The sequence below is a fragment of the Acinetobacter sp. YH12227 genome, assembly GCF_013417785.1.
GTDB lineage: Bacteria > Pseudomonadota > Gammaproteobacteria > Pseudomonadales > Moraxellaceae > Acinetobacter > Acinetobacter gandensis.
The window spans coordinates 1-13,328 of record NZ_VPDH01000085.1 but is presented as its reverse complement, the minus strand read 5'-3'; the positions used below and the strand labels follow the sequence as shown (position 1 = coordinate 13,328).

At 36.6% G+C, this 13,328-nt stretch carries 15 protein-coding genes and 1 pseudogene; 11 read left to right on the top strand and 5 right to left on the bottom strand.

Going from position 1 to position 13,328, the window contains the following annotated elements:
- The first annotated feature begins 664 nt into the window (after positions 1 to 664).
- Positions 665 to 1,822, top strand: a complete 1,158-nt coding sequence (locus tag FTV09_RS15180; protein ID WP_180058784.1) for an MFS transporter — start codon at positions 665 to 667, stop codon at positions 1,820 to 1,822.
- Between the two features lie 26 nt (positions 1,823 to 1,848).
- Here the strand turns inward: FTV09_RS15180 and FTV09_RS15175 are convergent, their stop codons facing one another.
- Positions 1,849 to 3,282, bottom strand: coding sequence for a GGDEF domain-containing protein (locus FTV09_RS15175; protein ID WP_180058783.1), 1,434 nt, complete (start codon positions 3,280 to 3,282; stop codon positions 1,849 to 1,851).
- Positions 3,283 to 3,548: 266 nt separating this feature from the next.
- On the opposite strand from FTV09_RS15175, the gene FTV09_RS15170 reads away from it, so the two are divergent.
- Positions 3,549 to 4,031, top strand: a complete 483-nt coding sequence (locus FTV09_RS15170) for a hypothetical protein (protein ID WP_067766960.1) — start codon at positions 3,549 to 3,551, stop codon at positions 4,029 to 4,031.
- Between the two features lie 74 nt (positions 4,032 to 4,105).
- Here FTV09_RS15170 and accC read toward each other — a convergent pair whose 3' ends face one another.
- Genes accC through aroQ form a run of 3 tightly spaced genes read right to left on the bottom strand, consistent with a single transcriptional unit; the run spans position 4,106 to position 6,372 of the window.
- Complete coding sequence (gene accC, locus FTV09_RS15165) at positions 4,106 to 5,467, bottom strand: acetyl-CoA carboxylase biotin carboxylase subunit (protein WP_180058782.1); 1,362 nt, start codon at positions 5,465 to 5,467, stop codon at positions 4,106 to 4,108.
- 17 nt (positions 5,468 to 5,484) lie between these two features.
- Positions 5,485 to 5,901 carry an acetyl-CoA carboxylase biotin carboxyl carrier protein gene (accB, locus tag FTV09_RS15160; RefSeq protein ID WP_067766954.1) on the bottom strand — a complete coding sequence of 139 codons (417 nt, stop codon included), beginning with the start codon at positions 5,899 to 5,901 and terminating at the stop codon, positions 5,485 to 5,487.
- A gap of 15 nt (positions 5,902 to 5,916) precedes the next feature.
- The gene (gene aroQ, locus FTV09_RS15155; protein ID WP_180058781.1) at positions 5,917 to 6,372 is read right to left on the bottom strand and encodes a type II 3-dehydroquinate dehydratase; all 456 of its coding nucleotides are present in this window, start codon (positions 6,370 to 6,372) and stop codon (positions 5,917 to 5,919) included.
- Between the two features lie 1,102 nt (positions 6,373 to 7,474).
- Here aroQ and FTV09_RS15150 point away from each other — a divergent pair.
- The 9 genes from FTV09_RS15150 to FTV09_RS15110 all read left to right on the top strand — a co-directional run bounded on the left by FTV09_RS15150 (position 7,475) and on the right by FTV09_RS15110 (position 12,887).
- A complete protein-coding gene (locus tag FTV09_RS15150; RefSeq protein ID WP_180058780.1) occupies positions 7,475 to 7,843 on the top strand; it encodes a hypothetical protein in 369 nt (122 codons plus the stop codon).
- Positions 7,844 to 7,859: 16 nt separating this feature from the next.
- On the top strand, positions 7,860 to 8,252 hold the full coding sequence (locus FTV09_RS15145) for a hypothetical protein (protein ID WP_180058779.1): 393 nt from the start codon (positions 7,860 to 7,862) through the stop codon (positions 8,250 to 8,252).
- Between the two features lie 476 nt (positions 8,253 to 8,728).
- A complete protein-coding gene (locus tag FTV09_RS15140) occupies positions 8,729 to 8,989 on the top strand; it encodes a hypothetical protein (protein WP_180058778.1) in 261 nt (86 codons plus the stop codon).
- A gap of 28 nt (positions 8,990 to 9,017) precedes the next feature.
- Positions 9,018 to 9,749 carry a zeta toxin gene (locus tag FTV09_RS15135; RefSeq protein WP_180058777.1) on the top strand — a complete coding sequence of 244 codons (732 nt, stop codon included), beginning with the start codon at positions 9,018 to 9,020 and terminating at the stop codon, positions 9,747 to 9,749.
- A gap of 39 nt (positions 9,750 to 9,788) precedes the next feature.
- Complete coding sequence (locus FTV09_RS15130; protein WP_180058776.1) at positions 9,789 to 10,010, top strand: hypothetical protein; 222 nt, start codon at positions 9,789 to 9,791, stop codon at positions 10,008 to 10,010.
- Between the two features lie 219 nt (positions 10,011 to 10,229).
- Positions 10,230 to 10,649, top strand: coding sequence for a YeeE/YedE family protein (locus FTV09_RS15125; RefSeq protein WP_067766939.1), 420 nt, complete (start codon positions 10,230 to 10,232; stop codon positions 10,647 to 10,649).
- Positions 10,646 to 11,065, top strand: a complete 420-nt coding sequence (locus FTV09_RS15120; RefSeq protein WP_180058775.1) for a YeeE/YedE family protein — start codon at positions 10,646 to 10,648, stop codon at positions 11,063 to 11,065. Before FTV09_RS15125 ends, FTV09_RS15120 begins: the two co-directional genes overlap by 4 nt.
- 5 nt (positions 11,066 to 11,070) lie before the next feature.
- Positions 11,071 to 11,937, top strand: a complete 867-nt coding sequence (locus FTV09_RS15115) for an MBL fold metallo-hydrolase (RefSeq protein WP_257222912.1) — start codon at positions 11,071 to 11,073, stop codon at positions 11,935 to 11,937.
- A 188-nt stretch (positions 11,938 to 12,125) separates the two neighbouring features.
- On the top strand, positions 12,126 to 12,887 hold the full coding sequence (locus FTV09_RS15110) for an alpha/beta fold hydrolase (protein ID WP_180058773.1): 762 nt from the start codon (positions 12,126 to 12,128) through the stop codon (positions 12,885 to 12,887).
- A 47-nt stretch (positions 12,888 to 12,934) separates the two neighbouring features.
- Here the strand turns inward: FTV09_RS15110 and FTV09_RS15105 are convergent.
- A pseudogene (locus FTV09_RS15105) lies at positions 12,935 to 13,105 on the bottom strand (M15 family metallopeptidase); the annotation flags it as partial.
- Between the last annotated feature and the right edge of the window lie 223 nt (positions 13,106 to 13,328).

Below are 13,328 nucleotides of genomic sequence, written 5' to 3'. Positions count from 1 at the left end.
AAATGCCTTTGTGCACTGGAAAATGGGATGTTTACCATCGGTTGGATAATGGGAGCCGGATGAGCTGAGAGGTTCATGTCCGGTTCTGCGAGGGGCTAAGGGTGAAATTCCCTTGGTCTACTCACCCAGGTTTGAACTTGCAGATATCAACATATAGATGAAAAACAATCCCTAGGAATGCTCTGCGTACATGCTCGATTCTTTCAGGCATGGTGGAACACGCATAGCCCAACATTGGCCAAACTTAATCCATTACTGGTGAGTATGCTTAACGATAATATGTTCTCTATGAGCAGTGCTATTTCAGACGTGAGCAAAAAATGCGGATTCAAAATGCCACATTATGATTACGACCACATGTTTGAACTACAGACACTTCCGCATGCGAGATACAGATTGCTTAAGTAAAAATAGACCGCCTTCGGGCGGTTTTTTATTAATATGTGATAATTTATGAGATAAAAATAAATATTTGTTTATTAATGAAAAAATAAAATAAGACCAAGATTTTAGTAAAAGTATACAAATTTTGAAATAATTTAATTAAAATAAATTTGTATACTGATTTGTATACTCGCCATATCCTAACCAAGCCTTTTAGATGCAAAAGCATACAACTCTGAAAAGTTTATAACCTATTGTAAATACTAAGGAATACAGCTTGATGCTTAACATTCCAATCCATTCCAAACTAGGTGGATTCTACTTTTTCTACTATGCAATTGTTGGCACATTTATGCCATTTTGGAGCCTGTATTTAGCAGATCAAGGCTTTAATTATCAAGAAATTGGATTGTTATCTTCTATAGCGATAGTGACACGTTTTTTTGCCCCATTTATTTGGGGTTGGATTGCCGATAAATCGGGTAAGCGCATGATGCTGGTACGCATTGCGACATGGATGGAAGCTTGTATTTGGTTTCTGATTTTTATAATTCCAAACAGTTTTCAGTCTGTTGCATTACTCATGCTGGTATTCAGCTTCTTTCAAAATGCCATATTGGCTCAGTTTGAAGGGGTAACTTTATTTTGGTTGGGGGAAAAACGCGCGGCTTTATATGGAAAAGTACGTAAGTGGGGCTCAGTAGGGTTTATTGTTGGCGTATTTGGTATTGGGGCTCTGCTTGAAGTTATTTCAATATCGATGCTACCTATTATGTTGCTTTGTATTGCTTTTTTAGCATTTCTCTGGTCATTTACGATTAAAGAACCGAGTTCGGCACCAAGTTCTCAAAAGCAACTAGAGCCTTTATGGCCAGTTTTGAAACGTCCTGTTGTGGCCAGTTTCTTTATTATTGAATTTTTTCTTTTATTTTCTCATGCACCTTTTTATAGTTTTTATAGTAATTTTTTAAGTCAAGCTGGCTTTAACACAACAATCATTGGTTTGTTGTGGTCTGTTGGTGTTATTGCTGAAATTATTATGTTTGCATACGCAAACCTTTTTCTAAAACACTTTTCATGGAGAACCTTAGTTACAGCATGCTTAATTCTAACGAGTTTACGTTGGATTGCCGTTGGATTATTCCCAAATAGTTTTATAGCGCAGTTTCTAGCGCAAACTATTCATGCTTTTAGCTTCGGGTTATTTCATATGATTGCGATGCGGATTATTTTTCAAAATTTCAATGCAAATCAACAAGGGCGCGGGCAAGCGCTATACAGTACTATGTGGGGTTTAGGTGTTGCTTTAGGCAGTATTTTGGCAGGTAAATATTGGGATGTTTTGACTGGCGAATGTATTTTTATGATCGCAGGTTTATCCCTTATTCCTGCATTTATCTTTGTTGCGTGTTTACCAAAGGTGATTCAGCAAAATTAAGTTTAGATTATCCAAATGAATGAATATTAACAGTTTGCAAGTATGACTTGATTGCGTCCTAATTGTTTGGCTTGATAAAGTGCTTGATCCGCCTGATTAATCAAGAATTGTAAACTTGGTGCGTCAGGTAGTGTTTCATGTGTAATACCGATACTCACCGTGATATAAAGTTCATTGTTTTGATCGATCTGTATAGGCGTTGTTTCAACAATATTTCGAATACGTTCAGCAATTTTTTGTGCTTCATCTGCCTGAATATTACGCAGTAAAATAACAAATTCTTCACCACCGATACGAGCAAATAAGTCTTCTTCACGTAAGTTTTTTCGAATCGTATTAGCAAACTGCTGAAGGACGACATCACCGACATAATGTCCATATTGATCGTTTAATTTCTTAAAATGGTCAATATCAAGCATGATGATTGAAAATGTAGTTTCAGTTCGATTTTTTAAATAGAGTTCACCCTGTTCAAAGAAAAAACGGCGATTCATTGCATGTGTAAGGCTGTCATGATTTGCTAGATAAAGTACTTCTTTATATAGTTCATGCCGATTTCGGCTAATAATACACAAAATAATAGGTGCAAGAATAAGCATAGCTAAACCAATACGTACCGATATAGCTGTCGATAAATAGGCGTTCGTGGAGTCTGCAAGATAAAAGTGATTTAGGTTGTAGTAGGTCGCTAGAATCACGACTGCATTAATAATCGTTAACGTAAATAATTGATAGGTCAGTGCAGCCCAAATTAATGCTGCTAATGGATATAAAATTGCTCCTGGACCCGGCGAAACTGCTGTGAGAATGACACATAGACCCACACTCATCACTGGTAAAATTTCATTGAAATGATAATCACGATGTCGGCGATTATGTATGATTTGTTTTAACTCTTTCAATTGGGGGAAGGCTAAAATTAATGGAAGCATAATTAAACAGTTGACGATTTCAGTGACCCACCACATCCCGAAATCAATCCAAAGACGATCTGTCGACATAAATGTATTAGATACATAGGGAACTGTAAAAATTGCAAATGTCGCACCAGCTAGACAACCGCCAACAGCAAAAATTGCAAACATCGTTAGAAAGGTAAAACCTTTATTGTAATTTAAATAATTGATATGAAAGTAACGTATAAAAAAAAGTGATACAGCTGTATTAATTAGATTTGCAAAAGTGAGTATGGTTGTTAGTTGTAAGAAGTTGCCGGTCAATAAATCGGCGAGCATATAACCTGTGAAAGCTCCTAACCAACCTCCTGTGTTACTTAATTGTGGAAAACGTAAAAATAAGGCGAGTAGGACTGCATTGGCAGGCCAAAAAATAGCTAAGTAGGTTAATGGACGACTGAAAATACCAACTAAACAGAATACAAATATAACTACGGCAATAATTGCAAAAGAATAACTTTGATGAGTCGATGGTGGTGTAAGACCGTTCAGATGCAATTTCATTAGCCTTTATATAGCCTAAGTAATTTTGTTAGAAGAATCATTAAGTCTAAATATCATAAACGATTCCACCCACAGAATAATGTATAAATTATGAATAATGTGATGTGGTTCGCGTTTAATTGGTTTTTATGTAGGCAAACGCAGATGTATGGAATTGTATGTAAATAGTCATTAAGAAAAATCATTGTTATGAAAGTGTGATAAACCGAGGAAATGTAAAAAAATATGTTACTTTAGGTACATGATTTATATGACTGATTAAATGTATGAAAAAAGCATATCTGACAGTTTTACTCATGTTGAGTTCATTCGTAGTCATGGCGGCGGATAATAAAAAAACAGAACTGCAAGCTGATAGCAAAAAACAAGTTGAAGCAGTGAATAATTTTAAAGTGACCACTCGATCTGAATTGGTCGGTTTATGGGGGATGGAAATCCCAAATAATCGTAAGTGTATCGAATATTACAATTTCAAAGGTAATAATGATGTTGTGATTAAAAGTGGTGAAGAGTGGTCATCTGGTGTTTATGATTATCAACCAGCTCAAGATCCAAATGCTCAAATTCCAGCGCTCATTTTGCAAGTGAAATATGATAATAATCAGATGGATTGTTCCGGCAATGTGCAGGATCAAACAGGTGAAATTTCGCAATATTTTGTAAAATGGAAAAGTCCCTCAGTCATCAATTTTTGTGCCAACGATCAAGCTGAGCAATGCTTTGCAACATTACGACGTGTACTGCCTTAAACATAACTTTTTGTTATGTTAAATCGCTAAAAAAGCCACTCATGAGAGTGGCTTTTTAGTATTGCGGGAGGAAATTATTTTTCCTCATGTCCTTCAATTTTTTTCAGCAAATGTTTTTCAAGGTAATGAATATCCATTGCTTGTTCACAGAAGTTTTTATCTTCAAGGATTAAATCTTTGTGAAGTGGGATATTGGTTTTCACACCTATCAAAATGATTTCTTCTAAAGCTTGTTTCATTCGTGCAATAGATGTGTCACGGTCTTTACCATGTGCAATGAGTTTAGCAATCATGGAGTCATAGTAAGGAGGAATGCTATAGCCTTGATAAATGTGGGAATCAAGACGAATACCTGCGCCACCTGGTGCATAGAAGTGATCAATTTTACCCGGAGACGGCATAAATGTTGATGGGTCTTCTGCGTTAATACGACATTCCATGGCATGGCCACTGAGCGTGATGTCTTCTTGTTGAAGATTTAAACCAAGGCCGGCGGCAATACGAAGCTGTTGCTCAATGATATCAACACCTGTCACCATTTCGGTTACAGGATGTTCTACTTGAACACGTGTATTCATTTCAATAAAGAAGAATTCGCCATCTTCAAATAAGAACTCAAACGTACCCGCACCACGATATTGCATCAATTTACAAGCATTCACACATGCTTCTAAGATGTCAGCACGTGCTTGTTCTGGTAGGCCAGGAGCAGGTGCTTCTTCTAGTACTTTTTGATGGCGACGTTGCAAAGAACAGTCACGATCATACAAGTGAATTGCATGACCATTACCATCTGCTAATACTTGTACTTCTACGTGACGAGGTTTTTGCAGGAAACGTTCCATATATACGGTGTCGTCACCAAACCACATTTCAGCATCACGCTGCGCAGCTTGAACAGATTCGAGTAGGGTGTCTACACGCTCAACAATACGCATACCACGACCACCACCGCCTGAAGCAGCTTTAACGATCAATGGGAAGCCAATTTCTTTGGCTTCTGCTAAGGCATTATGGATGGTAACCGCATGGTCACATCCCGGAACTGTAGGTACGCCTGCTTTTTTCATTGCAATAATGGCAGAAACTTTGTTCCCCATTAAGCGAATATGTTCAGGGCGTGGACCGATAAAGATGAAACCTGAGTTTTCAACAATTTCGGCAAATTCAGCATTTTCTGATAAGAAGCCATAGCCTGGGTGGATGGCATCTGCACCAGTAATTTCAGCAGCTGTAATGAGTGCTGGAATATTTAAATAACTTTCGCTGCTGGCACCAGGTCCAATACACACTGCTTCATCACAAAAGCGTAAGTGCATTAGGTCTTTGTCGGCATCGGAATAAACCCCAACGGTTTTAATTCCTAAAGTTTTGCAAGCACGAGTGATGCGCAAGGCAATTTCACCACGGTTTGCAATTAAAACTTTTTGCAACATTATGATTCCCCGTGGTCTTAAGCGCGATAGCGGAATAATGGTTGACCGAATTGGATCACTTCGCCATTTTTAACCAAAATCTCTTCAATCACACCGCTTTGAGTTGCTTCAATTGGGTTCATGATTTTCATTGCTTCAATAATACCAAGTGTTTCACCAGCCGAAACAGTTTGACCCACTTTAACAAATGGTGCTTCACCTGGGTTTGGCGCTGCATAGAACACACCAACCATTGGAGAGGTTTCAACAGCACCACGTGGAGAGCGAGCAACTGGTGCTTCAGCAGCAGGCGCAGGCATTGCGGGAACAGCTGCTGCAACCACTGGATTACGACGAGTTAATGCGATTGATTGATCGCCTTCTTTAACTTCGATCGCCTGTAAGTCAGATTCAATCATCAAGTCGATGAGTTTCTTGATTTTACGGATATCCATGAACAGTATTCCTAATTAAGATTGAGAAGTTGGTTGAATTTTTTCGATGGCGAAGTCTAATGCGGCAGCGTATCCTTTTGCGCCTAAACCACAAATAACGCCAACGGCTTTATCAGAAAGATAGGAGTGATGTCTAAATGCTTCACGGGCATGGACATTAGATAAATGTACTTCGATAAATGGAATGGCAACGCCAAGAAGGGCATCACGTACTGCAACAGACGTATGTGTTAACGCCGCAGGATTGATAATGATGAATTGAATGCCTTCTTGTTGCGCTTGATGAATTCGGTCGACAATAGCGCCTTCCCAGTTGCTTTGGAAAGTATCGAGAGAAATGGATGCATTTTGAGCTTGTGAAATTAGTTTCTGGTTAATATCGTCTAAAGTGAGATATCCATAAACTTCCGGTTCACGTTTTCCCAGTAAGTTGAGATTCGGTCCATGAATGACCAAAATGGTCGAGCTCATTCAGCTTGCTCCAATAAAAATTTGCAAATTTACTTTGCAAGATGTCTGCAAAGTTTGCTCATTATGGCATAAATTTCCACATTTTTTTTATAATTTCTTTGAATTGACGTGAAAGGCATACACCGAGAATGGGCTATATAATGCAAACTTTGCAAAGAATTGGCAATGTTAAAAGATTACATTTTTATCATGATATTGTAGAACATTATTTTAAACCCAATTGGCTAAAACTGTTCATATCTTTTATGTAACGCTCAGTATATCTTCTTTTTAATGCCACAAAATCCTGTATTGAAAGCAAAAAAATAGCTTGGTCTCGATTACTTAACGAATTACTGCTTTGAACATAATTTTTTGCTGAATTATATCGCTATTATGAATGCTCGATTTAACAGTTAAACCTATTGCTTAAAGGCAATTTCATTTTGATTGTCACTTAGCCTGAGCTGGTATTTGTTAAGTTCATTTAACTCAACTTTTTTATTTTTCTTCATTTATAATATTTATATAAAACAATTATTTGTGCCGGTGTTCGATATGGAATAGCTTTGGAAGTCACATTGTGAAATTATGAATAAAGCTTATGTGCTGTGAATGTATAAAATAGAGATTTAATTGATTTTTCATTTCAAGGTTGATTTTGGATTACATTAAACTAAGTAATTAGATAAACGTATGAAGGCTAAATATAAGCGTTACAAGCTATAGTGATCGGCAAGCTAAAGTAGGGATACATTACTGTAATCAGCATTTGTCTAATGTCATCAATATTTTTTAAAATGTTATAAAGTTGAATTGACCATTTTGCTCATATTTATCGAATTTAAGCTTCCCGCAATAAAAAAGATTTAGCTTCAAAATTGGCAGAAGTCTTATGGCAGTTCGAATTTAAAGTGCTTATATAGGCTGAATGATTGGGCTTAAGCGTAAATGTAAGGATGGTGAATCTTTCATTTTAAGTTATCTTCAGAAGTTTTGATTATTAGAACTAAGAGGTGATTAGGCTTTCGGATCGTGATTTTATAATCTGGCACCAAATAAATTTTTTCGCTTTACGATTTCGCTATACAATGCATTATTCAATTTACCTCTGAGCTTAAATATGGCCAAAAATGCACAAAATTCATCACCTTTAGCTGAACTCATTGCTGAGCAAAAGTTGCTTTGCGAGGAAGTGGGATCAGCTTATATCGAAGTGAGTGGAGATGATGTTGTCGCAGTTGCTGTTCACACTTTAAATAAAGACCCAATTGTTGGTATTCGTAAACCTGCTGAAGGTGACGAAAATGTAAGTTGGTACATTTATGGTGGTGAGCTTGAAGGTGCGGATAACCTTGAAACGATGACTATTCGTAAGATGCAAGATATTTGTCCAGAAGTGCTGCCTTATTTAGCGTTAGATGTCGGTTATCGTTTTATGATTGATGCCGATGACTATGAAGATATTTGGAAAGAAGGCGAAGAGGCTTAATTATATGCATTCAAGGATGATGTATAAAGCTTCTTCTATTCTTCTTGTATGTTTTAGCTTCATGCAGGGAGCGACGCATGCGAATGAATCGGTGCTACAGCCGATTCGACTTTTATCTCAAGCTGATTTTGATCACCAAATTGAACTTTATACGTCTCAAATTAATGAGACAAAGCTAATACTTGATGCTGAGGATTCGACGGCAAGTCCTGAGCAACAAACTAAAGCATTTTGCACACGTTTGCATGCATACCAACGCATTTTAGAAATTTCTCAAGAGAATGCTGCATTGAATATGGCTGGAATTATGCAAATGGTTGCTGAGCGTTACTTGCAACAGCAACAAGAAAGTATGCAATCATCAGGTTTAAATGAAAGTGCATTTTGTTCGACTGAATCAGTTAAATGACCATTTAAGCCATTTGTATTATGATAAATGAAGCATCCAGCCATAGGATGCTTTTTTATATGTTGAATAAAATTAAACCTAGCACTTGGGTATTTAAATTTTAAGAAAATGTTATAGAAATATTGAACTGAAAATGAAGATTGTCAGAAAATGATATGAAAAGTGCTTAAAATGACAACTGTATCACATTATTATGTTTCTGTTAGAATGTAAACACATAACAAACATCCCTGGTCCTGTTATGTGGCTAAGTTCTAATACATCAACTTGTTGATGTCGTTCTCTTTTGGCCACTGAATAAGTGGCTATTTTTTTATCTAAATTTAGTATTTTGATAAAATGTAACCCCATAATAAGCACATATTTAGCATCGTAATTCTTTATTTGTCTTTACATAATCATTGATGGATAAATAGACAAAATAAGTCAGTATGATAAGATGATTGAACACATTTCGATGTTAGAGGAGTGGTTGAATGACAGCTTATACTTCAGTGATGAAAGCAAGTAAATTTGAGGATGATTTAATTCCGAATCTTGCAATTCATGCATTTCGCCATGCTTTTGAACAAGCAAGTGCTTCTTCGACTGTGGTTTATGTAAAAGGTCAGCAATTAGTTCAGCGTTCGCAAAATGGCCAAGAAATTCAGCTTAAAGATGTATCTTCTGATTTCGTTCAAATAGAAGGTCTTCCACACAGATTAAAACGAAAAAAGAAATGTGAGGAAACGATCTAATACCATGCCTCCACAACCACGTATTCGGATGTTTGCAGGCCCTAATGGATCGGGTAAAAGTACTGTTAAAGAATATTTGTTGCCCCATCATATTGGGGCTTATTTAAATGCAGACGAACTAGAGTCTGAACTGAATAAAACCAAACAACTCAATTTGATTAATTACCATCCTGCTTTAAAAGCGGTGGATTTAGTTGAGTTCTTAAAAACAAAAAAGCGCCCATTTCAAGGCAATTTTATACCTTTATTGGTTAGTCAACCGATCATTCTTGATCCATGGAAAATTGAATTCCAAGCGGATCAAATTGATTCATATTTATGCGCCAGAATTATCGATTATATTCGTCTCCAATTTTTAGAATTAAAAATCAGTTTCACTTTTGAAACAGTCATGTCACATATCTCTAAAGTTGAATTTTTGCGCGAGGCGAAACGGAAGGGGTTTAAGACCTACTTATATTATGTATCGACGATTGACCCAGTTATTAATATTTCAAGAGTACAATATAGGGTGCAAAATGGCGGACATGATGTGCCAGAACTAAAAATAAGAGAACGCTATTATCGAAGTATGGATTTGCTTATGCAGGCTGTTGAAGCGACGGATCGTAGTTATCTTTTTGATAATTCAGCAGATGGTCAACAGGCATCTTTCATTGCTGAGATAGAACAAGCTGAAATATTAAAAATGAACCAAGGTTTACATCGAATGCCATGGTGGTTTGTAGAAAAAGTATTGAAAGAGTTTGAAGCTGAATAACTTAAATGACAATAAGTGCGTAACAAATCAGGAATAAAAATGACAAGTCAGAACAATCGTGCTGCTTTACCTACAACAACGCAAGCGCAAGAAGAAGTTGCTCGTTTAGAACAACAATTGCCAGGAGAGCAGCAAAAGCAAGAAAATTCCAGCAGTGCGGATTGGGCTTCTGGAATAGATATTTCACAAATCATTGAACTTGGATCTGACGTTATAGAATGGGTGGGTGATACTTTGAGTGACATTAATATTGATTTATAAATGAAATTTAATTAATAAAACTTAATAATATTATGTGCTTGTTAGAAATATCCCGAGGATATATTCCTTGATTTTTCAATTTAATGAAGAGCATCTTAATAAAGGCTGCATTCATTCGAATTAATTTTTTAATAAAATTATTATAGAAGAAGACTTGCAACTTCTCTCAAATAACATATTATAAAAACATATATTGTTGTTGATGGATTGGGCATCTGTATGCATCCTTTTATGATGGCATTTCTAGGTGGAGCTTTACTTGGCCTGGCGGTGGTGGGCTATTTATATGTGCATGGTCGTATTGCGGGCATAAGTGGTTTAATTGCACAAGTTTTAAACCCTGCCACAATTTTTAAAACACCTGCAGTTTGGTTCTTATCAGGTCTGATTCTCGTTCCATTTATTTATAAACAGCTTACAACACCTACAATACAGCTTGATGCAAACCCATGGATGATGATTGTTGCTGGCTTATTAGTAGGTTTTGGTACACGTTTGGGTTCAGGCTGTACCAGTGGGCATGGCATATGTGGGATCAGCCGATTATCAAAACGTTCGATCGTTGCAACTCTAACGTTTATGTTAGCAGGTGTTGTAACTGTCTATATGATTCGCCATGTGATTGGAGTTGCAGCATGAAAAACTTACTTGCTTTTATCTTTGGTGGTTTGTTTTCAGTAGGCTTGATATTTTCAGGTATGTCCAATCCTGAAAAGGTGTTGAGTTTTCTTGATATATTTGGAAGTTGGGACGCCAGTTTAGCATTTGTGATGATGGGTGCGATTGCAGTCGCATTTGTCCCATTTCAATTGGCTGTAAGAAAATCCACACCTAAAACTATAGATGGTTATCCTATAAATTCACCAAAAAACAAACAGATAGACTCAAAATTGATTGTGGGAAGCTTACTATTTGGTATTGGTTGGGGAATCGCAGGAATTTGTCCTGCTCCAGCATTTACACTTATTGGCCTGGGTCACTACGAATCATTGTATTTTATCTTGGCAATGTTAGCCGGTGTATGGTTGCATCATAAAATAATGAGAGTGAATTAATGACGATGAATGCAATTGTTCAAGATTTTTTTGATGAAAATACCAATACTTTTAGTTATGTAGTCGCTGATCCGGCCACTAAAAAATGTGCGATTATTGATAGTGTTTTAGACTATGACGCAGCTTCAGCCACAACACAAACATATAATGCGGATAAAATTGTCCAATATGTTTTAGAAAATAGCCTAAGCGTGGAATGGATTCTTGAAACACATGTACATGCTGACCATTTTACAGCTTCACAATATTTAAAGGCTAAATTGGGTGGCAAAGTAGCAATAAGTCATAATATTACGATCGTACAGGAAACATTTAGTGCAATTTATAATTTTGATGTGAAATATTTTAATTCACATCAATCTTTTGACTATTTATTTGATGATCATGAAACGTTTAATATCGGAGCGTTAGAGGCTTATAATATTCCTACGCCGGGACATACACCTGCTTGTTTGAGTTATGTCATTGCTAATGAAGCAGTATTTGTCGGTGATACCTTATTCATGCCTGACTATGGTACAGCCCGTTGTGATTTTCCTAAGGGAAGCGCATCAACACTGTATGATTCTGTTCAAAAGTTATATCAGTTAGCCGATGATACAAAAATATATTTATGCCACGATTACTTGCCAGAAGGGCGGAGCAAATTTTGTAGTATCAGCAGTATTGCAGAACAAAAGTCAAGAAATATACATATCAATACACAGACAGATAAACAGGCATTCGTAGAAATGAGGAACCAGCGAGATGCTAGATTAGCTATGCCAAAATTAATACTACCAGCAATAAAAATTAATATGGATGCTGGAAAGTTTCCTGAACCTGAGTCCAACGGGGTTCGTTACTTAAAATTGCCGCTGAACTATTTTTAAAAATATCTATCGTTAGAAACGCAGCTCAAGCTGCGTTTTTTAAATTTTAAATGATTTATAACTTCTTTAAATAGCCTAAGCAAATTATCCTAAATAAAATAGCCTAAGCAAATATACATAAAATTTTGTCAATTGATTTAATACCGAAACAAATACAAAATTAGCTTAACTAAATAAAGTAATGAACAATGATCCTTAACTACGAGATTCATCAAAATAGCCAAAGTTCACAAATACCACTAGTTTTCATTCATGGGTTATTTGGGAGTTTAAGTAACTTAGGCATGTTAGCCAGAGCATTTCAACAATCACATAGTGTTGTACAAATAGATTTGCGCAATCATGGGCATTCTGCCCATGACAAAGAAATGAATTACTTCGACATGGCAAATGATGTACTTGAAACGCTCGATTATTTAAATATTAAAAAATTTTCCGTGGTTGGACATTCAATGGGAGGGAAAGTTGCAATGCAACTAGCATTGAGTAGCGATCGCGTTGAACAGTTAGCTGTACTGGATATTGCACCATTTGCATATAAGGAACGGCATCACGATGAGATATTTCAAGCATTATTTGCAGTAGAACAAGCCAACATTGAAACACGCCAGCAAGCCATAGAAATTATGCGTGAATATATATCGGCAGAAATGGTTATTCAGTTTTTATTAAAATCATTTAGTAAAGGGAAATGGCTGTTTAATATTGATGCCTTATACAACCATTATCAAGATATTACAGATTGGCCGAATAGTGAAACTGCTTGGCAAAATGAAGCGCTATTTTTAAAAGGAAGTTTATCTCCATATATCTCCAAACCTGAACACATGGAAGCATTGGCTAAACATTTTCCTCATGCAGAAGTGATAGAGGTTGAAGGTGCTGGGCATTGGCTACATGCAGAAAAAACGCAACAAGTATTAGATCAACTACAAACATATATTGTGTAATCAGTAAAAAAGCCCTCATTTATTTTGAGGGCTTTTTAAATTAAAACTCAGGGTTCGATATTTATATTACTGGCCTGAAGTTGTCCTTCAGATGTTAAAAGAGCCGCCATTTCTGCAGTCTTTTTTAAGCCTGGCATACGATATTCGGTATGACCATAGTCTTGAATTGATTTCCAACGACCACCCCAAGTTAATCCAACTGATTCAGCAGCCTGCCCTTGACATCCTCACCTCCCTTAAACGGAGGTGATTCCTACAGCTAGACGCTTATGCCCAAGCGCAAGAATGTTCATGGCACTATTTAAGTCCCTATCGAGAGGTGGTCCCACTTGTTTGAACAACTAAAAGCGTATTTATAAGTGATATTCCGCTCTAGTTAAGCCACCTTGTTTTGTTGGGGTAGCTGATCATAGTAAAACTCATTTGGTGTCATTTTGTCTA